15 protein-coding genes are annotated in these 25,293 nt (G+C 47.8%); 12 read left to right on the plus strand and 3 right to left on the minus strand.

Annotated features, from left to right (window positions below):
* Positions 1 to 72 precede the first annotated feature (72 nt).
* The 4 genes from IEX98_RS01355 to IEX98_RS01370 all read left to right on the plus strand — a co-directional run bounded on the left by IEX98_RS01355 (position 73) and on the right by IEX98_RS01370 (position 5,765).
* Positions 73 to 1,014 carry an ABC transporter permease gene (locus IEX98_RS01355; RefSeq protein WP_188887142.1) on the plus strand — a complete coding sequence of 314 codons (942 nt, stop codon included), beginning with the start codon at positions 73 to 75 and terminating at the stop codon, positions 1,012 to 1,014.
* A gap of 23 nt (positions 1,015 to 1,037) precedes the next feature.
* A complete protein-coding gene (locus IEX98_RS01360) occupies positions 1,038 to 1,931 on the plus strand; it encodes a carbohydrate ABC transporter permease (RefSeq protein ID WP_188887143.1) in 894 nt (297 codons plus the stop codon).
* A 69-nt stretch (positions 1,932 to 2,000) separates the two neighbouring features.
* Positions 2,001 to 3,656, plus strand: a complete 1,656-nt coding sequence (locus IEX98_RS01365) for an extracellular solute-binding protein (RefSeq protein ID WP_188887144.1) — start codon at positions 2,001 to 2,003, stop codon at positions 3,654 to 3,656.
* Positions 3,657 to 3,728: 72 nt separating this feature from the next.
* Positions 3,729 to 5,765 (plus strand): endo-alpha-N-acetylgalactosaminidase family protein, encoded by a 2,037-nt coding sequence (locus tag IEX98_RS01370; RefSeq protein ID WP_188887145.1) that lies wholly within the window; start codon positions 3,729 to 3,731, stop codon positions 5,763 to 5,765.
* A 991-nt stretch (positions 5,766 to 6,756) separates the two neighbouring features.
* On the opposite strand, the gene IEX98_RS01375 is transcribed toward IEX98_RS01370, so the two are convergent.
* Positions 6,757 to 8,007: a response regulator gene (locus IEX98_RS01375; RefSeq protein WP_188887146.1), complete on the minus strand. Its 1,251-nt coding sequence runs from the start codon at positions 8,005 to 8,007 to the stop codon at positions 6,757 to 6,759.
* A 28-nt stretch (positions 8,008 to 8,035) separates the two neighbouring features.
* Positions 8,036 to 9,778, minus strand: a complete 1,743-nt coding sequence (locus tag IEX98_RS01380; RefSeq protein ID WP_188887147.1) for a sensor histidine kinase — start codon at positions 9,776 to 9,778, stop codon at positions 8,036 to 8,038.
* 266 nt (positions 9,779 to 10,044) lie between these two features.
* Here IEX98_RS01380 and IEX98_RS01385 point away from each other — a divergent pair, with 266 nt between their 5' ends.
* The 5 genes from IEX98_RS01385 (at position 10,045) to IEX98_RS01405 (ending at position 19,170) form a co-directional block, all read left to right on the plus strand.
* Complete coding sequence (locus tag IEX98_RS01385; protein WP_188887148.1) at positions 10,045 to 11,340, plus strand: ABC transporter substrate-binding protein; 1,296 nt, start codon at positions 10,045 to 10,047, stop codon at positions 11,338 to 11,340.
* 72 nt (positions 11,341 to 11,412) lie between these two features.
* On the plus strand, positions 11,413 to 12,285 hold the full coding sequence (locus IEX98_RS01390) for a carbohydrate ABC transporter permease (protein ID WP_188887149.1): 873 nt from the start codon (positions 11,413 to 11,415) through the stop codon (positions 12,283 to 12,285).
* A complete protein-coding gene (locus IEX98_RS01395; protein WP_188887150.1) occupies positions 12,282 to 13,115 on the plus strand; it encodes a carbohydrate ABC transporter permease in 834 nt (277 codons plus the stop codon). Before IEX98_RS01390 ends, IEX98_RS01395 begins: the two co-directional genes overlap by 4 nt.
* Before the next feature lie 155 nt (positions 13,116 to 13,270).
* Positions 13,271 to 17,689 carry a discoidin domain-containing protein gene (locus IEX98_RS01400; protein ID WP_188887151.1) on the plus strand — a complete coding sequence of 1,473 codons (4,419 nt, stop codon included), beginning with the start codon at positions 13,271 to 13,273 and terminating at the stop codon, positions 17,687 to 17,689.
* A 269-nt stretch (positions 17,690 to 17,958) separates the two neighbouring features.
* Positions 17,959 to 19,170, plus strand: a complete 1,212-nt coding sequence (locus IEX98_RS01405; RefSeq protein ID WP_374705304.1) for an MFS transporter — start codon at positions 17,959 to 17,961, stop codon at positions 19,168 to 19,170.
* Here IEX98_RS01405 and IEX98_RS01410 read toward each other — a convergent pair.
* Complete coding sequence (locus IEX98_RS01410; RefSeq protein WP_188887153.1) at positions 19,153 to 19,611, minus strand: Lrp/AsnC family transcriptional regulator; 459 nt, start codon at positions 19,609 to 19,611, stop codon at positions 19,153 to 19,155. The genes IEX98_RS01405 and IEX98_RS01410 overlap by 18 nt on opposite strands.
* Before the next feature lie 533 nt (positions 19,612 to 20,144).
* Here IEX98_RS01410 and IEX98_RS01415 point away from each other — a divergent pair.
* The 3 genes from IEX98_RS01415 (at position 20,145) to IEX98_RS29015 (ending at position 25,193) form a co-directional block, all read left to right on the plus strand.
* A complete protein-coding gene (locus tag IEX98_RS01415; RefSeq protein WP_188887154.1) occupies positions 20,145 to 24,332 on the plus strand; it encodes an S-layer homology domain-containing protein in 4,188 nt (1,395 codons plus the stop codon).
* A 178-nt stretch (positions 24,333 to 24,510) separates the two neighbouring features.
* A complete protein-coding gene (locus IEX98_RS01420; protein ID WP_229691931.1) occupies positions 24,511 to 25,005 on the plus strand; it encodes a hypothetical protein in 495 nt (164 codons plus the stop codon).
* On the plus strand, positions 24,912 to 25,193 hold the full coding sequence (locus tag IEX98_RS29015) for an HAD family hydrolase (protein ID WP_229691985.1): 282 nt from the start codon (positions 24,912 to 24,914) through the stop codon (positions 25,191 to 25,193). The genes IEX98_RS01420 and IEX98_RS29015 overlap by 94 nt, the downstream gene beginning before the upstream one ends.
* The last annotated feature ends 100 nt before the right edge of the window (positions 25,194 to 25,293 follow it).

The following is a 25,293-nucleotide window of genomic DNA, read 5'->3' on the forward strand; positions in this document are numbered from 1 at the left end:
AGTAAAGCTTAGAGTTGTCTCATAGGCAGCCATTCTCCCCGCTGGTATCCTTGTTTACAGGAGGGGAACGCCATGAAGCAACTGGATGCATCATTGAAACCTAAGAGCAATCGAACCTGGAAAATATTCAAATCACAACTAACGTTGCAAATGATGATTTTGCCCTGCATGCTTTTTTTGCTCATATTCGCCTATATTCCGCTGGCGGGCAACATTATCGCTTTTCAGGATTTTAAGATCATTTCCGGATTTACGGGGAGCGAGTTTGTCGGGCTGAGCAATTTTCAAGAGATGTTCTCGGACCCGACTTTCTATATGGCGATGAAAAATACGGTCATTCTAAGCTTGTTTTATTTGCTGGTCGTATTCCCTGCGCCTTTGCTGTTCGCACTGCTGATCAATGAAATTCCCTTTGTACGATTTAGAAAAATACTGCAAACGACGAGCTATTTGCCGCATTTTATTTCCTTTGCGATGGTCGCTTCCATGTGGATTATTTTACTCGATTCCCAGGGAGTAGTGAATCAATCGCTGCTGACGCTGCAATTGATTCAGCATCCGATCGAGTTTTGGACCGACCCGGATCTGTTCCGGCCGTTATCCTTGCTTGTGAGCATATGGAAGGAGACGGGATGGGGAGCGATCATCTTCCTGGCTGCCGTAGCCGGCATCAACCCAGACCTTTATGAGGCTGCGATGATGGACGGGGCTGGACGAATCAAACGGATCATTCACATTACGCTGCCGAATCTGATTCCTTTGTTCGCGATATTGTTCATTTTGAAAATCGGCACCTTGTTCACCGGCAACCTGGATCATTCCATACTGCTCGGCAATTCATTTAACAAAGAATCGTCCTACGTCATTGAGTATTATTCCTTGCAAATGGGACTGGAGCTTACCCGCTATTCCTATGCAACCGCAGTCAGCTTATTCCAAGCTGTGATGTCGCTGCTGCTCGTATTGTTCGCGAACTGGTTCTCTGGCAAAGTATCCGGCAATCGCTTGTTTTAATTTTACTGATGGGAGTGTCTGCGATGCGTTCACCTATTAAATTGACGCGAGAAGACAAGATCGTGAACGTTACCGTAATAATCGTTGGTTTCATCGCTTTCGTGGCGACTTTTTACCCGCTTTATTATTTGCTGATCTACTCATTGAATGATCCGGTGGACGCGGCGAGCGGCCAGCTCTATTTGTTCCCGAGGCAGTTCACCTTGTCCAACTACAGTGTTATTTTTCTAGACGATCAGCTGTTGAATTCCTTTCTTGTAACGGTCGCTCGTACTTTTCTTGGTACGGTCACGGGCGTATTGTTCACAGCAATCGGGGCTTATGCGCTGTCTAAGGAGCGTTTGCTGTTCAGAAAGGTGTACTCCTTGGTCGGGCTGGTTACGATGTACGTGAGCGGCGGTTTGATTCCGACTTATTTGCTGCTGCAAAAGGTGCATCTGCTCAATTCCTTCTGGGTGTATATCATTCCGTCTTTGTTTAATATTTTCAACGCTTTGTTGTTCATGGCCTTTTTCCGGCAAATGCCGAAAGAGCTGGAGGAGTCGGCGAAAGTAGACGGCGCTGGTGATTTTTATACTTTTATGCGAATCATATTGCCGTTGTCGAAACCGGTTCTTGCTACCGTTGCTTTGTTTGTCGCAGTCAATCATTGGAATGACTGGTTCAGCTCCGCCTACTTTGTATCCAACCAGCAGCTATGGACGCTGCCGACGATTATCGTTCGGATGTTATCCGACACGGCTATCATCGAGAACATGCAGAACCTGCCGCCTAATATGCGGACCGATCCGTTGTCGACTTTGCTAGCTATTAAGTACGCGACGCTAATCGTCACCGTATTGCCGATTACGATCGTGTACCCTTTCATTCAAAAGTACTTCGTTCAGGGCATGATGGTAGGGGCTATCAAAGCTTAATTAGGGTATCATAAGGTCTATCGTTTACAGACCTTTTGGATATAAAAACATAGGGGAGGTAGTTTTACTATGAGAAAATCAATGTCGGCGTTATTAATCGCCAGCCTGCTGGTCGCCATGCTGGCCGGGTGTGCAAACAAAAATAACGGTAACGCCAATCCAAGTGCATCGCCCGGGACAAATGCAGAAAGCGGCGAAGGCGCGATTACGCTCGATCTTTATTCCGACCGGTCGTGGTACAGCGATTGGACCGGAGCGGGAGCGAAACGGATTACAACGAAGACTGGAATCAGCTTTAACGTAAAGAAGCCGGTTCAGGATGACGGCGACGGCAAAGATATTTCATTAATGATCGCCAGCAACAGCCTGCCGGATCTAATGGTGGTTGATAAGGAAAATAAAATGCTGAAGCAATTGATCGACGGCAATTATTTATATTCTATGGATGAGTTGATCGACCAATATGCGCCTAACCTTCGTAAAATATTGGACGAGCAATACGGTGAAGAACTGCTCACCAGCTTTAAGGAGAAAGACGGCAAAACCTATAAACTGATTTCGGGCTATCAGACGAAAAAGTATTTGGAGGAAGCGAAAGCCAACGGCGGTCTGGCGCCGGTATGGCTGCCTCAATTCGTAGTCCGGAAGGATTATTACGATGAAATCGGCCGGCCGGATACCTCGACCCCGGATAAATTTCTGGATGCGCTTCAGCAAATGGCTAAAAACCATCCTGACAAAATTCCGTATTTGGGTGATAAAGGACAGCATTCGAAAGACTTGGGCTGGTTTTTGCCGCAATTCGGAATTGAGGACTATTATGTAAACGGTGACAAAGTTCAGCATAAGCTTCATAACCCGCAGTATAAGGAAATGGTTAAATTCGCGAATGCCATGGCGAGCAAAGGGCTGCTCACGAAGGAGTCGTTCGTCAACACCGGCGAGGTGACTGCGCAGAAAGTGGCAGCGGGCTCGGTTATCGTATCGGCTCAAAACTCGGCTGCCAAAAACAATACGCCGCCAAAGGATAATCCGAACACAAGCTTTGAAATGCTGACGCCATTCTCCACCTATATGTATCCAACGATTCCGAAGGGCTGGATGGCGCTTGTCATTCCGAAGAGCAATAAAAATCCGGAGCGTACCATTAAATTGCTGGAATATGCGGCATCCAAAGAAGGCCAGGCCGACTTCTTCTTCGGTGTACAAGGGACCGGCAAGGATGACTTTAAAAGCCTGGAAAGCGGACCTCATTTCTACTATGACAAATCGGTTCCGAACAACTATTTCCCTGAAGGCAAACCAAGCTTTACAACAGGCTTTAACGATGAATTGAGCAAGGATTGGAGCGGGTCTTGGAAGCAGGCGGGATTAGGCGAGCCGATTATGCTGGTAGCAAACTGGGCTGTATCGAACACCGTTTTCTGGAATCCGCAGGACCCGGACAAATTAGCTTACGATAAGCTGATGTCTCCGAAAATGAAATTTTTCCCTGAATTTAATTTCACGATCGACAGTACAAGTGAACTGGGCGTTATTGAAGCTAAAATCAACACGCTGCGTGCCGATTATTTGACGAAGCTTGTATTCGCCAAGTCAGAGACGGAGTTCGACTCCATCTATAGCGAAATGATGGGCGTTGCCGACAATATCGGCCTTGCGAAGCTGGAGAGCGAATATACGAAACAGTACGCAGACAATAAAGCGAAGCTTGCGAATCAATAGGGAGAACAGGCAAAGGAGAGGGCGGAGAGCTGGGCGCTGCCCTCTCCTTTGCTGTCAGAAGGAGGATATAAGATGTTTATTTTGGAGAATGATGAGCTAAGAGTGGAACTGTATGACTGGCCGGGGGTTAAGCAGTATGTGCATAAGGCTGCCGGGGCAACGATGAGCGGAAGTGGTTCTGACGGCAAATGGGCGTTGAACGGCAATGCGGTTTCCTGGGAGCAATGGGAGATTGCTGCAGTGTATGATGCCGGCAGCGCTGCGGTTGCTTATCAGATGAGATTGAGGGAGTCTGCTGTGGAGATTTCTGTGAACTATCAGCTGGAGCAGAATGAAGTACGGGTCACGTTAGCGGTAGTAGAGGACCGTTCCGAGTGGCTGCAGACGATCGATTGGATAGACCAGCCGCTGCTTGCCTGCAGTGACAGCTGCTATTCATACGCAAGAACTGAAATCCATGCGAAGAGCTGGAGATTAATTCCGACTGGAGGCCGGGGATTGTATGACCGGAAGCAGGTCAAGGAGATCATTGGCGATTCGGTTCCCGATCAAGCCGCTGTACCGACGATGCACACTTGCTTGTTCAACGACGAGCTTTGCTGTTTCGTTCATACCAATTATCCTGTTATTCCTCTTCTGAGTAAGGCTTCGGGCAGTGGCAAGTATAAGGGCCGGGCGGATTCATATGCGATTACACCGAATACGTATCAGTATCGGGTCCGCAATCGAGTGATGGAACCGCTGGAGATGAGCGTTGTTTTTCTAACGGACACCAATGGCGACGGCAAAGCGGATGAATGCGATTATCAGCTTTGGCTGAACCGGAAATTCCCGGATGCCGATCCCATTTATAAAGAAGCGATCTGGTACAAAGTGTTTTGTGCGGAAAGAAAACGGGGTGTGCTTACCACGTTCAAGGAGACGCTGGACATCATACGCCAAATTCATCATATTACCGGCGGTGTTCCGCAAATCGTCTATCTGGTTGGATGGCAATTCGACGGGCATGATACGGGCTATCCGTCGCTTAATGTCATTAATCCGAAGCTGGCAGTGAACCCGGACAAAGCCCGCGAGGAGCTGATGGAGCTTATTCAAACGGCTAAAGACGAATACAACTGTACGATCAGCTATCATATTAATGTAGATGATGCTTATGAAGATTCGCCGGATTGGAATCCGGGCAATCTGAGCCGTGATCCGGACGGAGCGGCACGCGTATGGCTGGATTTGGAGCAGCGGGTTTATCATATTTCCCATACGAAGGATGTGGAGAGCGGTCACGCATTTGCTCGTCTCGAGCAATTTCTGGAGCTTGTACCGGTGGAGAAGACGGTGCATCTGGATGCTTTCAGAAACACGAATGCAAGCTGGGATGAGGATGGCTATATTGGGCCATTAGAGGAGCTTGTTTGCGGTATGAAACCGATTATCGATTACTTCAACGAGAGAGGGATCGACGTGTCGACCGAAGGGCAAAACGGTATGCCGATCGAGGATAGCGGAATTTTCAGCGCATATTGGCACTTCTCTCCTTCGCAAATGTATCATGGCAAAATTGTCGGCGGCGGCAGTGTCGATCTGAATGCGGTGGCCTGGGGAAAAGGGGCTTCGATCGATGCCGATATTTTGTACCGGGGTGAGCCTACCCGCCTTGAAGGCGAGATGGTGCAATCGACGGCATTCCATGACAACTGGAATCAAGTTGTCGATATTATCTATCTTGGTTCCATGCTCTACCGCTTTTACTTGGCAAGAGAAATGGCGGAGATGCGGGAGGATGAGCATCGCGTCATGATGCGATTCGGCGACGGTGTTACGGTTCAGATTAATAAAAAGACCGAGCAGCTCGCCGTGACATGGGGCCCGCTGATCATTGCGGACAACCATGACCGCTTTATCCCGATGGATAACCGGATCTATGCGTACAGCAGACATGGCGTCACCCGGGAATGGCCGCTGCCAGAGGTTTGGCAAGAAGCGGAGTTTGAGGTATATCGCTTAACGCAAAACGGTAAAGAACTCATACATGACTATACCGTCAAGGACGGTGCGATTCAGTTCGTACTCGAGCCGCATGTACCTGTAATGCTGGAGTTAAAAGCTTAATATCTTTCTGAGGACCGCTTCCCGGTATTCTGCTGGGGAGCGGTTTTTTGTATGCGTTGATACAATCGCAAGTTTGATCCGGGGCAAAAGGCAGCACAGTCGCGCAACGGAGAGGGTGTGCTTTTTTCTTATTCGTAACGCGTTCGGAAGGGCTTCTATTATTGGCAAGGGCATTACGCCTAAGCAACTATTGAATCGCAATTGCTCTTCCAATTACTTAACCAACTCCATAATCCAACCTTTTTCTCACGGTATCCTGTATCTGATGCTCTAACGGACCATATGCGAACATCACTCACTAAACAAAATGCAAAAGTGCAGGTTGAAAAGCCTCAAATGGTCAAAAAGACCGTTCAAAATGCAAAAGTGCATTTGAAATCGCTTGATTTCACTCTTTAGAGGCTTTTTTGACCAATCAAACTGTACATTTACATTTTGATGCGCAAAAACGCCGAAAAAGTGGCTCACAAACTGCACTTTTACATTTTGATTCGTTGCAGCCTTATATTAAGCGATGCGAGAGCTAATTGCCGGCAGCAAATAGCCCAGTTGACTGGGGTGAGCGGAGCGTTTTGAGCTCAGGCTGCTTTTTTGCAGATTCTATCCATTATTCATCGCGAAGACGATGAGGACAATGGAATCAAGAATAGCAGAATGAGCCAAAACGCGCAGCGAAGCCATGCACAGCAGTCGGTCTGGCAAGTTCATACATCAGGTGAGCGGAGCATTTTGAGCTCAGGCTGCTTTTTTGCAGATTCTATCCATTATTCATCGCGAAGACGATGAGGACAATGGAATCAAGAATAGCAGAATGAGCCAAAACGCGCAGCGAAGCCGCGTAAAGCAGTTGGTCTGGCAAGTTGCATACATGAGAGAGTGGAGCGTTTTGAGCTCAGGCTGCTTTTTTGCAGATTCTATCCATTATTCATCGCGAAGACGATGAGGACAATGGAATCAAGAATAGCAGAATGAGCCAAAACGCGCAGCGACCCTATTGCTCAATTATATTATTCACAGACAGCCGGTAATCGGACGGCGAAATACCATGCACCTGCTTGAATTTGCGGAAAAAGTAATTGGGATCGAGGAATCCGACCGTCGTAGCAATTTCCGATGCTTTTAGAGGCGTGACGGCCAGCATTTTCTTCGCATGGTTTAACCGGACGCGGTTGAGGTAGTCGTTGAAAAACTCCCCCGTTTCCTTCTTGAACAATCGGCCCAAATATACGTTATTCACATTGAATTGGATCGACAGCAATTGGAGCGACAGCTCCTCACTATAGTTTTCCTGCACATATCGTTCGACCTGTCTCGTAATCGGATTGTGGGAGATCAGACTGATCTCTCCTTGAGTTTCCTCAGATGGTTTGCTGCCGCATTGCGCCAGCGCTTCACTATACGATTCATGCAATTGATGGGGAAGGCAGGTGACCTTCCCGAAGTAATTGCTCCAAGGCGTTTTTAATATGGCCCCATACCGCATGGAAAGATCGGCCATCCAGCTAACGTTGCCGGCACTGAAGCATTCGGCATCCTGCTGACTTTCATCCGTGAATAGTACAACTATTTGTCTATGCTCGTTGAGAAAGGCGATGCCGCGGCCGCTCTCTTGCAGCGCCTCATCGACGCTGTTCAGAATCGCGAAGGAGCGGTATTGCTCTTCGCTTTGTTTCAGCTCGCCCTCCTGACGGTCATGCCAATCGATGATGCAAATTTGGTAGCGCTCATTCATGAGAAGTGGCAGCTGCAAAAACTTCAGCTTCTCCCGGAGCTGATCGTATTGAATCCGATTTTGCGCCCAGCGCAGCAAAATGTTGTTTTTCAATAACAGGAAGGACTCGCGCTGCATTTGCTCAGCTATATATTGCCCCTGGAATCGTTCGGTACAGGACGCGATAATCTGAGTCAACTCGGAGGCATCAATGGGCTTGAGCAAATAATCCTCCACCTGATATTTCATCGCTTGCCGCACATAGGCGTATTCATTGTATCCGCTCAGCACGACAATCGAAGTCTTCCAATTCCGCAGTCTAATCTGCTCGATCAGATGCAGCCCGTCGCCCTTGGGCATACGGATGTCGGTCAGCACGATATGGGATCGATTTGCCTCCATTAGCTCCAGCGCTTCGTAAGCACCCTCTGCCTCAGATAGATGCGTCACATTAAGCTCTTCCCAATTAATTAATCGCTTTAAGCCTTCTCGAATATATTGATCGTCATCGACAATTAATAGCCGGGTCATCGGAAATCTGCCTCCTTATACAAGCTGGCTAACGTTTATAGGGAAAAATCATAAATAACCGAAACGGTTGAGTGCCCGTTTGCTTCGCGGGCAATGACAAGCCATACTCGTTGCCGTAATAATGCTTGATGCGCTCGTGAATATTTTTCAGTCCCAGATGCTGCTCCGGGAATGTGTTTTCGGTTTGCAGAAGCTGCTGCAAACGGTCGTATTCCTCCGCTGTTATCGGTTTGCCGTTGTTATGAATTTCAATAATGAGCAGATCGGACTCTCTCTTGATCGCTACCGTAATAACAGGATCATCATATTGCTCCAATTGGCCGTGCTGGATCGCATTCTCAATAACAGGCTGAAGTGTGAATTTGAGCATAAAGCAGTTTTCCAGATTAAGCTCCGCCATCACCTGAAGCTCGATGACATTGGACTTGCCTAGCATGAGAAGCTCCAAGTAATAGTTCGTATGCGCGAGCTCCTCTTGTACCGATATGAGATCATCGGTAGGCTGGAGCATCCAGCGATAGAGCCGTCCCAGATGATAGAGCTTCTCTGCGAGATAAGGCTGGTCGCTAATGACGGCCTGCATGCGCAGCGATTCCAAGGTATTGTATAGGAAATGAGGATGAATCTGCGTTTTTAAAGCGATAAACTCGGCGTTGCGCTTACGAATCTCAGCTATGTACACCTGGCTGATATGATTTTGCAGCTCTTGGGCCATCCGGTTAAAGCGAAGCATCAAATCGCTAATTTCATCCTCACCGCTCACAGGCATTAATGGGGCGAAGGGATTGCGCTGCACCTTCTTGAAATGCTTGCTCATCAGATTGAAGCGTCCGACGATAAACCGCTGAATAACGTGAATGATAATGATGCACATCAGCCAGCTTAGGCCAAGTATCATAAAGATACGGACGGCAATGTCCGACAGTTTACTCTGCAAGTTGGATTTATAGCTGATGCCTATAATATCGAGCCCGTACTTATCAATAGTGAGCCGGGAGATGAGATCATCTGAAGAATCCCAAGCGGAAGGCTCCTCCGGCCTGCTGTCCAGCAGCACATTTTCCTTCTGCTTAATAATGAGACGATAATCAAGGCTTTGGGAATCGAATTCATTTGCTATCGTGCGTGTGTTTAATGTAACGAGATAGTAGCCATACACCCGGTCGGGATGAATGCTTGTCGGATTATAGATCGGATTGACGATATATAACATAGGGTCTTCAGGCGCCAGCAGCTGATCCGAGCTTCCGAAATAAGGATGCCGGTACAGCTTCGGAAAGGCTTCGAAAAACGGCTCGTACGGAAACGAAAGCTGAGTGCGATACTTTTGCTGCTGCGACTCCATAAACAATCGTTTATCCTGCACACGATACATCATCACGGAAGAAATATAAGGATTGCGGGAGAGCATATGCGTCATTACGTTTTTAATGTAATTTTGCTCCGTAAGCGCTTTCCTGTCTTCCGTTGCGTCTGGAATATTTTCCGGAAGGAACAGCTCGTATACACTGGTCTGCATGTTGCTATTCTGATAGAGGCTCATTGAATCATATTTGAACCGTTCCATCATATCGGTCATTAGAATTTTCATCTTTTCTGTCCGAAAAGTTAGAAGCTCCAGCTCCTTCTTCTCCAGAATGGAGTAGAAGTTGTTGTAGACGACGAGGCCAAGGAGCAGAAAGATGACCAGCAGTGCCGTACCAATGCCAATATTCAGCTTGCGAAATATAAATCTGCCGACCCATTCACGGTACAGGTTTTTTATCCACATGGAGCCGACTCCTTCGCTGTTGATCTTACGTCATTTTATGAACAAAATTAAAGCGCTGTCAACTGCTTGCAAGCGTGCAGATACAGTTTATCCAGTTAAAATATGGTTTTTACTCTAGCGCTAAAGGCTGCGAATCATAGCTGGATCTGTCCGTAAAAAGAAGTTTAATTGTTCTAGTGAAAGTGGAATTTATGCTGTGGCAGCGTCTCACAACATCTTCCTATAATAGATTTGAGAATACTAAACGAGACGAAGAGGTGGTCGAAATGAAAAAGTGGTTTGCATTATGTATGGTGATTATGCTGGCTGCGGTATTGGCGGCTTGCGGCGGCAAAACTAATAATAGCCCAGCTGAGAAGGGGACCAATCAGGAACCGGCGGCCAAGGATGTAGAGATCGTATTTCAATCCTGGATTACGCCAAACCTGACGGTCGAATATTACGATAACTTGATCAAAAAGTTTGAAAGCGCTAACCCTGGCATTAAAGTGAAACGTATTCAGCCTCCAGCGAACGAAGGAAATCCGGACAGCTATCTCAAGACGCTGCTGGCATCAGGAGATTTCCCTGACGTGGTCCAGAACGCGACGATTCAAATGTTCGTAGACGCGGACGCTTTGCTGGAAATTCCAATTGATGATGACATTAAGAAGATTAACAATTATGAAGCGGAAATGATCGACGGCAAGCTGTACAACATTTCGGCGATCAGACAGCCGCAATCGCTTATTTTCTACAATAAGAAGCTGTTTGCCGAAGCGGGCATTACATCCACGCCTAAATCTTGGGCTGAGCTTGAAGCAGCTGCCGAGAAGCTGAAAGCGAAAAACATTACGCCGCTGCTGACAGCAGGCGATTGGACAGCAGGATTTACATTCTCGGTTATGACGTCGCCTACGATCTATAAAGATAATAAATCCTGGTATGCGGACCGCTTCGACAATAAGGTGAAGTTTACGGATGCGAACTGGAAAGAAGCAGCCAGCTACTACAGCGGCCTGATTGAAAAGGGTTATTTCAACAAAGGTGCTCTAAGCATCGACTACACAGCTGTGGAGCAGGAGTTTCTGAAAGGCAAAGGCGCGATGTATCCGATGGGCTCGTGGTTCAGCGCAGCTGAAGCAGTCGCACAGAAGGACTTTGAAGTAGGCGTATTCGCAACACCAACGAAAGATGGTACACAGTATTTGCTTGGCGGGGAAAATGCGGGCGGTTACGCAGTTGCCAAGAACAGCAAGAACCCGGAAGCGGCGCTGAAATTCGCCAAGTTTATGATGCTTGATCCGGAAGCGCATAAAGGCTATCTGCAAGCGGATGCATTGTTCTCGAACTTGAAGGAGCCGCTCAAATGGGAGATGTCTCCGCTGCAGACGGAAATTTACGAACTGCTGCTCAACAACCCGCCTATGGTTGGCCATATGAACAATAAAGTGGGCAGAGTGCCTGTTGCAGGCATTCAGGATCAATACAATAAAGTGGCGCAAAACATTATGCTCGGCGACATGGATGTCGAGAAGGGCATGCAGTCACTCGACGAATATTGGGATAAACATAACAAATAAAGCTGCTAGCAGAAGGGGCGGGCAGAGCGCTTCGCCCCTTTCCCAATGGCATCATTAAGGCGGTGGTAGGATTTGCTTAACAAGGATCGATGGTCTTATGCGTTAATGTTCTCACCAGGCATTCTCATTTATTTCGCTTTTCTTCTGATTCCGATTATTCTGTTGGTCTATTATTCCTTCTACAATTGGGACGGCATCAGCCCATCCTATCAATTTGCCGGGCTAAGCAACTTCACGGAAGCTTTTCAGGATAAAGGCTTCAGGCGCGCATTGCTGGTCACTCTTTTTATTGCAGTCGTCTCCACTTTTTTCGTGAATGTACTAGGTATCGCTTTTGCGGTTCTGTTGAATAAAAAAGGCCGGATGACGAATTTCTATCGCTCCGTCTTCTTCTTCCCGCTGCTGCTGAGCACGGTGTCTGTCGGCTTTATTTGGAAAAGCATTTTAAGCTATAACGGCTTGCTTAATAATTTGCTGGAGCAGCTTGGTGCGGAGCGGATCGAGTTTTTCGGCAATCCGAATCTGGCTGTATTAACGATTACATTTCTCGCCATCTGGCAGTCCACCGGCTTCATCATTGTCATTTATCTAGCCGGGCTGCAATCGATTCCGGGCAGCTTGTATGAGGCGGTTCGAATCGACGGGGCCAACCGCTGGCAGCAGTTCAGACATATTACGTTCCCGATGCTGGCACCTGCTTTTACAATGAGTATCATCTTCATGTTCACAGGCTCCATGCGGGAGTATGACCGTGTTGCTGTACTTACTTACGGAGGCCCGGCTGGAGCGACAGAAACAATTGCCTATCAAGTGGTTAAGGTCGGCTTCAGCGCGAACCGGCTGAGCTACTCGGCAAGTCTGGCTGTCTACATGCTCATTATCGTAAGTCTGCTGTCGGTATCCTTGACGGTCTACTTGCGCAGAAGGGAGGAGAGGCTGTTATGAGGAGAAATCTCGCATCCTATCTCAGGCATTTGTTCCTCATGCCGTTGTCGCTATTGCTGCTCGTTCCGTTCTACATTGCAGCGGTCAATGCATTCAAGACAAAAGCGGATATTTTGGACAATCCCTTTTCGCTGCCGCTGTTACGGCTGACGGTAGACAATTTTATTCGATCGGCGGTTACGCCATCGTTTAATATTTTCAAAGCGTACGGCACGTCCATATTGATTACGTCGGTTTCAGTCGTACTGCTGATTATACTCTGCTCGATGATGTCGTTCGTATTTGCCCGCGTGAGCAACCGTTTTCTGTCGGTATGTTATCTGCTGCTTCTGTCAGGGCTCATGATACCGCCGCAAGTGATTCTAATTCCGCTTGTGAAGGTGCTGGCAAAGCTTGGACTGATGTTCACGCCTCAGGGTCTTATCCTTTATAACATCGGATTTTACGTTCCGTTTACCGTATTTATATTCGTTGGGTTTATCCGTACGCTCTCACGGGAGCTGGACGAGTCTGCGAAGATCGACGGAGCGAGCCAGTTTACGATTTTTTGGAAAATATTATTTCCGCTGCTGCGTCCGGCAACAGCCTCGGCAGTCATTTTCTTATGCCTGTGGATTTGGAATGATTTCATTAATCCGGTTATTATTTTGGGCTCGACCAAGAGCTATACCGTTACAACCGGTATTTTTCAAGCCGTCGGGCAGTACAGCACGAACTGGGAGGATGTGTTTGCACTGGTGGTGTTGGCCTCGGCACCGATCTTCCTGCTCTATCTATTCATGCAGCGTCAATTCATTGCAGGACTTACGGAAGGTTCGTTAAAGGGGTAGCACGTTTCATATTCTCTGGAAAGGGGGCGGAGTTCTGACTTTGGCTGCGGTTATCGTCCGTGCAGGATGAGGTTAATCCGATCCTGCTTGGACTGCAAGGCTATAAGTAACCACCGAATAACAAAAATGATAAGAAGCGTAGGAGGCGTAAATCAATGAAAAGAAAGCTGGCGTTATTATTATCTCTGTTTCTGTTATTCACAAGCTTGTCGCTGCCAGGCTCGGTTCAACGGGCTCAAGCTGCAGCACCTCAAAGCTTTTACGTATCGCCGCTTGGCGATGACAATAATAGCGGGACAGCTGAAGCGCCGTTTCGAACGATTGAAAAGGCAAAGCAGGCCGTGCGAGAGATTAATCAAGCGATGACAGATGATATTTACGTCTATTTGCAAGACGGCGAGTATTTCTTGAACGACACGCTGACCTTTGACAGCTTGGATTCCGGCAATAACGGATACAATGTCATTTATACGGCAGCTGATGGAGCGACACCTGTTATTAGCGGTGGTGTGGACATTAGCACCGGCTGGGAGCTGTACGACAGCGATCAGAACATTTATAAGAGAACAGGCGTAGACTGGAATTTCCGGCAGCTGTATACCGGCGAGGATCGTGGCATTCGGGCTCGTCAGCCGAATCTGACCGATGACGTCGTCAAGGGCCCTTATTACAGAGCCCAAAATGGAGAATATCCCTATGTGATTGGTGAGGATGAGCGCGCTTGGGCGGAGCAGTTAAACGGCACGTCCGCCGAAATGGTTATCCTGCAAAGCTGGAGCCAAGTTCGCGGCCGTATTGACACTATGAATGCAACGACCGGTCAAGTTGATTTCAAATTTCCTGAAAGCGGTTTCTCTTATAATCATCATGGTCAAGGCAATTCGCCATACTTTTTTGAAAACGCTTTATCTTTGCTGGATGCGGAAGGAGAATGGTATCTCGATACCGCTGAAGCGACGGTCTATTATAAGCCTAGAAGCAATGAGACGATAAATACGACTCGAATCATTGCGCCTAAGCTGGAGACTGTCGTTAAGGTGGAAGGCAGCGAAGGCAATAAAGTGCATAACCTTACCTTCTCAGGCATCCAGTTTATGCATAGCAATTGGCTGGCGCCATCCAGCTATGGTTATGTAGATGTGCAAGCCGGCTTCCGGTATCAGTCTGTTACCGGGGGCAATAACAGCGAGATTAGAAACACTGCCCGTTATACGGCGTCCAGAGCGATGCTGGAGCTGAAGTATACGAGCCATATTACGATTCAGAACAATGCATTCCGCTATGCGGGAAGCTGGGGCATTATGGGGTATGAGGGTACGGATCACACCCTGATTACTTGGAATCATCTTAGCGATAATGCCGGGGGCGGGATCGCGATGGGCATTGTCGGCGATTTGTGGGATGACAATGAAGGACAAGACCCGACGTATACGCTGCCTGACGGTCAAAGCCAATACGATACGATTACGCATAATACGGTTGATCATGTAGGTCTCGATTATGGCGACATGGTCGGAATTGGAGCGATGCTGCCTCAGAACATGACGATTGCACACAATGAGATCAGCAACCTGCCTTATTCCGGCATTAGTATCGGATGGAACTGGGCGGATACTTACCATGGCATGACGAACAATCAGGTGCATAACAACTATATTCATGATGGTGTAAGGCTGGTTCAAGATGGCGGAGGCATTTATACGCTTGGCCGGATGGATGGCAAATCGAATATCTACCATAACTATATTAAAAATATGCGGCAAGGTTCTTATGCGGCCTGGAACCATATCATGGGTGTCTACCTGGATGGTGAGACGAGCTACAGAATGGTAGAGCGCAATGTGATTGATAATACGGAGCATGGCTTCTCCGGCTCGGCACATGACAATATCATCCGGTACAACTATTACAATGTAGACTTTGGCGGTGTTAATTCATCCAGCACGGCTTATGGCAACATAAGCGTCTCCGGCAATAACTGGCCGCAAGAGGCACTGGACATTATCGCGGCAGCAGGACCGGGGAAAGCATCCCAGCCATTGCCGACTGAGCCAGTCAATCTGGCATTGAAAAAGCCGGTAACGGCTTCCTCGCAAAGCAAAGATCCTGCATTTGCCGTTGATGGCGATACGGGAACGAGATGGGCGCAGGAAGAGGGAAGAACAGATCCGCAGTGGCTGACCGTAGATTTGGGAGATGTCTATTCGATTGCATCTACCAGCACGATGTTTGAACTCAACTCGGGCTATAAGTATAAAATCGAATATTCGGAGGACGGAGACAACTGGTCGCTGTATGCCGACAAGATGGCTGCTGCGACAACTCAGCAAACGAATAATGACGTGAACGCCGTCATGGCGCGTTATATGCGAATTACGATGACCCATGACTGGGGCGGCAGCATTTATGAATTCAGCGTATATCCGGGTGAAGGCGGCACGCCTCCGGAAGCCAACTCTTTGATTTTGAAGGATGAAGTGACCTTTGATAAAAATCCGCTTAGACAAAGCGATATTCAAATCAAGATGGTCATGAACGGGGGAACGCTGAACGGAATTAAAAACGGTTCGGCTGATTTGGTGCCAGATCAAGACTACACGCTGTTCTGGGATCAAGTCTTGATCTATAAGTCATACCTCCAAACGCTGCCAGCCGGGGAAAATAGTCTGACGTTCGATTTTGCAGCAGGCGCAGATCCCGAGCTGAAAGTTAACGTCATTGAAGATGACGGCTCTGTCAATGTGGCATTGAACAAGCCGGTAACGGCTTCTTCGCAAAGCTTTGATCCTGCCCTTGCGGTGGACGGCAACACGAACACAAGATGGGCGCAGCAGGAAGGAATCTGGAATACAGAAGGCTGGCTCATGGTTGACCTTCAGGGCGTGTACAACATTAAATCCGTTACGACGATGTTTGAATTGAACAACGGTTATAAATACAAAATCGAGTCCTCCTTGGATGGGCAAAGCTGGAGCACCTATGCAGATCGGACAGCAAGCGTAACAACACAGCAAACGTATCATGACAATGCTGCGAGTCCTGTAACAGCTAGGTATATGCGCATTAAGGCGTTGTACAGCTTAGGCCCAAGCATCTTTGAGTTTAGCGTATTCGGCACGCCGGTTACACCAAATTCAACGATTGATAAAACAGCGGCAGCATTCAACAAGACGCCAAGCAAGCAGTCTGACATTACGGTCGGCTTGGACCTTCAAGGCAATACGCTGACTGGCATTAAAAACCGGGCGATCTACCTGAAGCCAGACGTCGATTATACGGTTTCTGGAAGCAATGTGACGATTCTACGCTCGTATCTGGCTACTTTAGGCGAAGGGAAAAGCAATCTGGCTTTCGAATTTAGTGCAGGTGACAATCGTACGCTGGAAGTAACCGTAACGGAGGTTGGCGGTACGGAAATTGACATCGCTTTAAGCAAAGCGGTCAGTGCTTCCTCGCAAAGCAAAAGTCCTCTCTTCGCGGTGGATGGTGATCCTGCGACCAGATGGGCACAGCAGGAGGGTTTAACTGTATCGCAATGGCTGAAGGTTGATCTTGGCAGCGCTTATGACATTACTGGCGTCAACACGAGATTCGAGCTAAACACAGGCTACAAATATAAGATTGAATACTCGACAGATGGCTTTAGCTGGACCACGTATGCTGACAAGACGAGTACAGCTACTACGCAGCAGATTAATGAGGATCGCAAGGCAACGGCTGTATCAGCCCGCTATGTCCGGTTGAGTGTAACGGATTCCAATGGGAACGGTGCCAGCGTGTACGATTTTAACGTCTATACGTTAAAAGCAGCCGACCCCTCAGATGGAGGAGGCAACGGCGGTGAACCCGGCGGAGGCAATGGCGGCGAACCTGGCGGTAATAATGGCGGCGAACCCGGCGGTAACAATGGTGGCGGCACCGGCGGCAACAATGGTGGTGGCACCGGCGGCAATAATGGTGGCAACAATGGAACGGGTAATAACAACGGCAGTGAAGGCGGCAGCACTCAGCCGGGCGACACTGGCTCCGAAGCTGTGAAGTTTACCGATGTGAGCGGCCATTGGGCGCAAGCTAACATCGAAGAGGCTGTGAAGCTTGGCATCGTTAAGGGCTATACAGACGGCACGTTTAAGCCAAATGCAATTGTGACGCGTGCAGAGTTCGTTGTGATGCTGATGAACGGACTAAAGCCAGCTGATGCAAGCAGCGGAGAGTTGAGCTTCGTCGATGGCAGCCAGATTGGCGCCTGGTCGCAAGAGGCTATCGCCAAAGCTCTGCAAGCAGGCATCGTAACCGGCTATAATGATGGAAGCTTCCGCCCGTCGGCGAGTGTGACCCGCGCGGAACTGGCCGTCATGATTGCCAGAGCGAGCGGAGCGAAGCTTGCTGATGTGGAGACGACAGGCTTCGCAGATGACAGCGAAATTCCGGCTTGGGCGAAAAGCGCAGTATCTGCGATTAAGGAAGCAGAGATTGTAAAAGGCAGGGAAGGCAACACGTTTGCTCCTAATGCTAAGGCAACTAGAGCTGAAGCCATTACGATGATTTTAAATTTATTGAAGGCTGGCAAATAACCCAATTTATATTTTAAGCGGCAGCCGCTTCTCGGATTTCTTCCGGGGAGCGGCTGTTTACGCTTACGGAGGGTTTTAGAAATCATGACTATAAATTAACGGAAATAATCTTGATAAAAGATAATTTTATAAGTATTTGTTCTTATTTGCCTTTATTGATAACTGTAAAATGGCAACTCCATTTTGTACACTTAGATTCAAGTAAAGCGAAAGCTTTCTTGGATGCCGGGTGCACCGATCCATTACTCATGTATAGGAGTTGCTTCAAATTGAATAGATCAAACACAGTAATTTCGGGAACGGCTGCTGCTAAAGCGGACACTGGCCGCCTTCCTTGGGCAGCATTACTTGCCTTGGCTATGGCAGCTTTCATCTGCATTTTCACCGAAACGATCCCAGCCGGACTGTTGCCCCAAATAAGTGAAGGGTTAGCCGTATCGGAGGGGCTGGCTGGCCAGCTTGTTACGTTATATGCGCTTGGCTCCGTTGTGGCGGCGATACCTTTAACGACAGCAACACGCGGCTGGCGGAGAAAACCGCTTCTGCTAATGATAATGCTCGGTTTCTTTCTATTTAATAGCGCTGCTGCTCTGTCTTCAAATATTGTAATGATGCTGGTTGCTCGTTTCTTTGCAGGCGTATGCGGCGGTGTGTTATGGGGGATGGCAGCGGGTTATGCGCGCCGGATGGTGCCAGATGCACTCAAAGGCAGGGCGATGGCTGTTGCCATGGTCGGAGCCCCGCTTGCGATGGCGCTTGGTGTTCCTGCAGGAACGCTGCTTGGTACCCTTATGGGCTGGCGTGCTGCTTTTGGTGTCATGTCAGTGCTTACCCTACTGCTGGTTGCTTGGATTATTTGGAAAATGCCGGACTTTGCGGGGCAGTTAGCAGAGAAGAGGCTGTCTCTTCACAAAGTTTTTCTTATTAAAGGAGTTAGACCTGTACTCGCTGTCGTTCTGGTGTGGGTGCTTGCTCATAATATTTTATATACGTACATCGCCCCTTATCTTGCTGAGGTTGGCCTGGCCCGGCGAGTAGACTTCATTCTGCTTATTTTCGGCGTTACATCGATTGCCGGCATTTGGATTGTTGGCATGTATATCGACCGCAAGCAGCGTTCATTGGTATTGATCAGCCTTGCCGGTTTCGCCTTGGCATCCATATTGTTGGGCGTGGGCAGCAATCAGCCGATTCTGATTTACTTGGCAGTTGCCGTGTGGGGGCTAACATTTGGCGGAGCGGGAACCTTGCTGCAGACAGCTATAGCGGAAGCCGCCGGCGAGAGTGCGGATGTAGCCCAATCCATGCTCGTTACATCATGGAATCTGGCCATCGGAGCGGGCGGCTTGGCTGGTGCATTATTGCTCGGAGTCATGGATGTTCGTTCATTTCCATGGGTATTGCTTATTCTAATTCTGGTCTCGCTGCTCATAACACGGCAATCCAAAAAATACGGATTCCCTTCAAAGCAGATCGGGTGAGCTTATATCATCGAGTGAGAAAATAGGATTTTTGTATTCCACAGGTGTCGACATCACAATAAGAATGGAATATGTCCCATATTTGTCGCAGCTATTGCCAAACTCCTCAAGAGAGCGATTGGACTCCGTAATCACTTTCATTAAATAGTTATGCTCGCCGCTAATGCGGTGGCATTCAATGACGTGAGGAGAGGTTTGGACAAAATCAAGAAAGGCATGGCAGTCGCTTGTTCGGAAGAGCATATAGGCAGTGGTATGCTTTCCTGTTTTTTCATTCGAAATGATGGTTCGGTATTGTTCAATAATACCTTTCTCTTCCATTCGTTTAACTCTCTCTGTTACGGCAGGCTGCGAAAGATTCACACATTTGCCCAGCTCTGTCATCGACATTCTTGCTTGGTTTTGAAGATGAAACAAAATTTGCTTATCAATGGGATCCATGTTTATTCTCCTTTATAATTAAGGTCATATTCTAATAATGCTTAGTATCATACACGAATAGCGATAATTTATCTACATTTATGAATGTCTTCCGTGATATCGCTATGGCATTATCAGCACAAAAAGCACATCCTTTTACATCCGGCTTGTAATCAGCCAGCTTGTAAAGGGATGTGCTTTTTCTATTAGGGCTGTCTATTGAATTTCACGAGATAGCTGGGCGGCCATGGCATCCATGAAATTTTGCATAATCGGGCTGATTACGGCTAGGAGCGCCGAGGGGCCGGATATGTATCGGAGATCGCAGGATTGGCATAGACACAGGAGCGGGGCATGGGGAGCGATTAACGCTAATCGATTTAAGCGGCGGCATCGCTTACAGTATCGATGTTACTCGTATGGATGGCCATATTGAGGAGTATGCCTGTGGCAAATTTAATCAATTTTAATGTTAGCATGACTTGCGCTTAACCCCCCTATGACATTTCGTTGCTAGAATGAGTTGAATGTATATGGGAGAGGGGTTTATCCATTTGAAAAAGTCCAATCAGCGCTGGGTGGCAGCATTTCTAGCGACAGCGATGTTCGTTCAATTACTTTGGCAGTTTGCAGGGACCAGTTATGCCGCTGCGGCAATTCCAGCTAACACCGACAATTTAGCCAAAAATGTAGTCATCAGCCAGTTTTACGGCGGGAAACTGAATGATACGGCTGACCTTTACGACAATGACTTTGTTGAATTATTCAATCCGACTGCGGTTCCAATCTCGCTAAACGGCTGGTCGATTCAATATGCCGATAATGGGCAAAGTACCTGGAAAGTTGCGGCTCTTGGTACGCCTACGGACAGCATTCCGGCTTACGGCTATTACTTGGTAGCCTTGGGAAGCAACGGTATCGTTCAGAGAAGTCTGCCCGCATCTGATGCGGCAGGTTCCTTTAAATTAGGCAATAACAGCGGCAAGCTGGCATTGCTTAATACGACCGACCCTCTTACCCTTAATAATCCTGTGGATGATGCGTTAAAAGGCAATGTCGTTGACTTTGTCGGTTATGATCCTGTAGTAGATGCCTATTGGGGCACCCCGGCCAAGCAGGCCGGCAAGTCGAATACGATGCAGCGTCTCGTATTTGACCCGCTCGACCCTGCCAAGAACACAACGGCATTAGCAGCCCCGAATCGCGGGCACAACTGGGATACGAAAAACAACGGCAAGGATTTCGAGAAAGTAAACACGGGAACTCCTCATAATTCCAGCCACTCTGTAGCTTACGTTATTTTGGGAGAAAGTCAGAGCATTCGGATGAACACGGGCTCTACTGTAGATCCTGCTAATAATACGATCCAATTGACTGCCTTTAATGGCCTTGCGAAGCAAGGAGCATGGGCAGCGGGCGATTTCATTGTGAACGGTCTGCCCGCAGGATTGTCTGCGACGGCAAATGCCAATGGGTCAGATATTGCGATTACGATAGCTGGACAAAGCTCCCAGAACGTGGACGCCGATGCCAATCTGACGATCACTATTAATCCGGGGGCATGGGATCAACCCAATGCGCCATCTGGACCGGCTGCTGTTTACCAGAAGACAAATACGGTAAGCTTGATCAAATACACACCGTCTAATCTTATTGCTGCCGCTCCAGACGCGTCATCGTCTACGATCCGTATGAGCAGCACGAAAGCTTTGAACGCTGTAATGAAGCTGAACTTAACAGCTGGAACGGCTGTGAATGGCAAGCTTGATGCTGCTTCTTATATTGTTACGGGATTGCCTGCAGGAAATTGGAATATCGAGGCAGAGGGGAACAGCAGTGACAATTCCATCACAGTCTCCATCTCCGGCACTTCCACTTCTGCGGTCATGAATGCGGTGCCGCTGACGATCGTGTTGAACCCAAGCGCTGTTCAGGATAGCGGCTTCCTGGCTTCCGGGCCGATTGCGGTCAATTTGCTTCGGTACAGCCCGCCGCTTCTTACTGATGAAGCACGGAAGCAAGCTGTAGAGCAAAGCATTATCGCGGACAATAAAAACTTCAATGATGCCGTTACGAAAGAGTATAAGTACGGAAGCAGCGCAATGGGGGCGAATGAATACACGTTTCTGCGCGGCACGAATTCTATGTTTAAATCCGATCTTGCGAGCAAGCTCATCCCTTCTCCAGAGTCATTGATTGACGGGTGGAAAGACAAGGATATTCTCGCTTATACACAAGGCGATGCCCATATCCAGAATGTAGGGTCTTTTAACGACAGCACAGGTGAAATGGTGTTCAGTCTCAATGACGTGGACTCCGCGGGTATCGGAAGCTTCTATGAAGACTTGCTTCGTTTTGTAACGAGTATTTATGTCGCCAAATATGAAAAAGACAGCTCTGGTATTGCGAGTCTGCAGGACGCTGACTTCCGGGATGTATCCCGAACCTTCCTAGAGACGTATAAGGATACACTGATCGAGATTCACAACGACAACAGCAAGAAAGCAACGAAGCTGACGAAAAACAATGTGACGCCTTATACGAAGAGTATGATGGACGGTGTATCCAAAGGGACTTATGCCGAGGCGCTGCAAAAATTGTTAGGCAAACGGGCGCTGAACGGAAAACTGGATATTGCTAAAAATTCGGATAAGTTTGAGCTCGCTACAGAGGCAGAGACCGCCTCGCTGAAGGCTGGCTGGGAAGCTTACAAAGCTCAGGTAAGAGGTCAGTTTCCGAATCTTAGCGATGAGCAGTTCAATCAATATTTTACAATTAAAGATATCGTACGCCGTATTCATCAAGGTATTGGCAGCATTGGTGTAATGCGATTCAATGTATTGATTGAAGGTTCAAGTGTTGCGAATACGGACGATATTTTACTTGATGTGAAGGCACAGACCAGAGATGCTAACGTGTCGAAGGATGCCTATCTGAAAACCTCGGTCGATGTTGATTCTTACCTGGGTGTATTGGAAGCGCTGAATGCTTCATTCCTGATCCGGGAAGTATCGCCGTTCAAGGGAGATTACACCGATAAGCCGTTCAAAAACAAAACGGAATTGGAGCAATATTTGATCGATGCTGCTAAGTCATACGCTTATGCCGGATCACGATTGAACCAAGTGTCTGACCAGTTGAATTATAAGTTTGAAGATCGTTTTGTGACGGATATCATTCCAGTATGGAGTGATCTGGAGAACTTTATTCTGAATTCCGCTGAGGACTACTCGCATCAGATTGTAGCCGATTTTGCACTCGTTAAGAGCGATATGCTGGCTGGCAAGCTGATCGATGTAACGACGCTAGATGCTTTGTCTATCGATACGGGCTCGTTGAATCCGAACTTCGATCCGGCTGTATCCAACTACACGGTATCCGTTGAACAGACGGTTGATACTATTGCGATTACGGCGGTGGCAAGCGATGCTAAAGCGACTGTTACAGCGAAAGGCAATCCTTACACAAGCGGAACGAGTGAATCATTCCAACTGTCCGAAGGACAGAATGACATTCCGTTTATCGTAACAGCGCGCAATGGCTCTACGAAAACTTATGTGGTGAAGGTGAACAGAGCTTTATCGTCGACGCCAACACCAACGCCATCGTCGACACCGACGCCAACACCAACGTCGACACCGTCGTCGACACCGACGCCAACACCGACGTCGACACCGACGCCAACACCGACGTCGACACCGACGCCAACACCGACGTCGACACCGACGTCGACACCAACGCCGACGCCATCGTCAACACCGACGCCATCGTCGACGCCAGCACCATCGTCAAAACCGGCTAATTCCGGGAACATTCCGTCGGCGGGTGGTTACTTGTCCTTGAACGGAGCGGGCATTCAAGTGCCGGCGGGTGCCCTTGATGCAGGTTTCGAGATTACAGTCACTAAGGTAAGCAACACCTCCGGCTTGTTTGCCGATGGCAAGCTGAAATTGCTGGGTGACGTTTATGAGATTGTTAAAAATAAGGCAGGCAACTTTGTTAAACCTGTTACGATTACGCTGAATTTCGATAAGTCTAAGGTGAATTTAGCGAAAGTGATTGTGGGCTTGTACTGGTTCAACGAAGAGACGAAGCAATGGATCTCTTTGGACAATGTGCAAGTGGATCAGGTTAACGGAAAAGTGTCTGGAACGGTAACCCATTTCACGAAATTCGCCATTCTGACGTCGGACAAACAAGATCCGAATCCTCAGCCAACCGCGAATTTTACCGATACGAAAGGGCACTGGGCGGAGTCAGGCATTAATGAATTGGTAGCGCTTGGTGCCATTACAGGCTATCCGAATGATACATTCAAGCCGGATAACAAGATTACTAGAGCGGAGTTCGTTACTATTATCACTAAATCCTTTAATTTGCAGGGCAAAGCATCAGGCAAAGAGTTTGCTGATACGAAAACGCATTGGGCAAAAGACGCCATCGCGACGGCTGCATCGCTTGGCATAGTGAACGGTTATAGCGAAACTGCTTTTGGCCCGGATGAGTGGATTACGCGTGAGCAAGTCGCGGAAATCGTCGTGCGCGCAGCAGGTATTGCAGCAGCAGACAAGAGCTTGACCTTCAAGGATAGCTCCAAAGTATCGCAATGGGCTAGAGCAGCGCTTGCGGCAGCGACTGAGAAGGGAATTGTTAGCGGCTATACTGACGGCACTGTGAAGCCTCTAGGCAGCACAACTCGTGCTGAAGCGGCTGTCATTATACTAAGAGCGTTGCAGTTGTAGAAATGAATGATGATGCTACAAAAAGGCGGTTTCCCCATGAGAGGGGAAACCGTTTTTTTTTACGAAGATAAGCAGGACAAAGTGGATATCGAATGGGAAATTATGTGTACAAATTTCCGTTATCGCGTTATTATATTAAAGTATTAAAACAATAACGTAATAAAGGATGTGGGAGAGCATGGTTAAATTGAAGTTCAAAGCGGTATTTCTTGATTTTTATGGCACAATCGTGCATGAAGATGAAGTTTATATTGAGGAAATATGCCAGCGAATATTGGAATCAGCAGTAAACCAAACGACCACAAAAGATATCGGGAAATACTGGTGGCAATCTTTTTCGCGAAAATTCCAATCTTCTTATGGAGAAAACTTCAAAACGCAACGGCAGCTCGAACTGTCCTCATTGGAGGATACAGCAGCCTTCTATAGATCATCCGTTACTCCAATAGAGCTTTGCGAAATTTTATATGGCCACTGGCAAACAGCACAGCTCTTTGATGATGCAAAGTTATTTTTAACGAAAGTTAAAACTCGCCAATCATCCTATCCAATATTGATCGGAAGGACATTCAGGCTGCAATTAAACATAACGGATTATCATTCCAGAACATTATTACAAGTGAGGATGTCAGATCATATAAGCCAAGGCCTGAGATGTTCCAGAGAGCTCTAATGGAACATGGTTTAAATCCTGCAGAGGTGCTGCACGTTGGAGATTCCCTTATAAGTGATGTGTCAGGCGCGCAACAGGCTGGTATTAAGGTAGCATGGATTAATCGAAACCATAAACCATTACCGTCAAACTGTTCTCCAGACTATATTGTAAAATCATTGGAAGAACTGCTTCCTATATTGGCTTGAATTTGTATATGGACTAGAGCTGTTGTTATTTTGCCGGGCATTGTTGATATTAGAAATTCGTTCAATTGCAACAATAGCGGTTATGATCACGTCAACTGAA

Origin of the sequence: Paenibacillus radicis (ex Gao et al. 2016) (genome assembly GCF_014641555.1) — a bacterium.
GTDB classification, from domain to species: Bacteria; Bacillota; Bacilli; order Paenibacillales; family Paenibacillaceae; genus Pristimantibacillus; species Pristimantibacillus radicis.

Excerpts from the sequence above, each read along its gene's own strand:
- IEX98_RS01355 (WP_188887142.1), top strand. The coding sequence starts at position 73 with ATGAAGCAACTGGATGCATCATTGAAACCTAAGAGCAATCGAACCTGG.
- IEX98_RS01360 (WP_188887143.1), top strand. The coding sequence starts at position 1,038 with ATGCGTTCACCTATTAAATTGACGCGAGAAGACAAGATCGTGAACGTT.
- IEX98_RS01365 (WP_188887144.1), top strand. The coding sequence starts at position 2,001 with ATGAGAAAATCAATGTCGGCGTTATTAATCGCCAGCCTGCTGGTCGCC.
- IEX98_RS01370 (WP_188887145.1), top strand. The coding sequence starts at position 3,729 with ATGTTTATTTTGGAGAATGATGAGCTAAGAGTGGAACTGTATGACTGG.
- IEX98_RS01375 (WP_188887146.1), bottom strand. The coding sequence starts at position 8,007 with ATGACCCGGCTATTAATTGTCGATGACGATCAATATATTCGAGAAGGC.
- IEX98_RS01380 (WP_188887147.1), bottom strand. The coding sequence starts at position 9,778 with ATGTGGATAAAAAACCTGTACCGTGAATGGGTCGGCAGATTTATATTT.
- IEX98_RS01385 (WP_188887148.1), top strand. The coding sequence starts at position 10,045 with ATGAAAAAGTGGTTTGCATTATGTATGGTGATTATGCTGGCTGCGGTA.
- IEX98_RS01395 (WP_188887150.1), top strand. The coding sequence starts at position 12,282 with ATGAGGAGAAATCTCGCATCCTATCTCAGGCATTTGTTCCTCATGCCG.
- IEX98_RS01400 (WP_188887151.1), top strand. The coding sequence starts at position 13,271 with ATGAAAAGAAAGCTGGCGTTATTATTATCTCTGTTTCTGTTATTCACA.
- IEX98_RS01410 (WP_188887153.1), bottom strand. The coding sequence starts at position 19,611 with ATGGATCCCATTGATAAGCAAATTTTGTTTCATCTTCAAAACCAAGCA.
- IEX98_RS01420 (WP_229691931.1), top strand. The coding sequence starts at position 24,511 with ATGGTTAAATTGAAGTTCAAAGCGGTATTTCTTGATTTTTATGGCACA.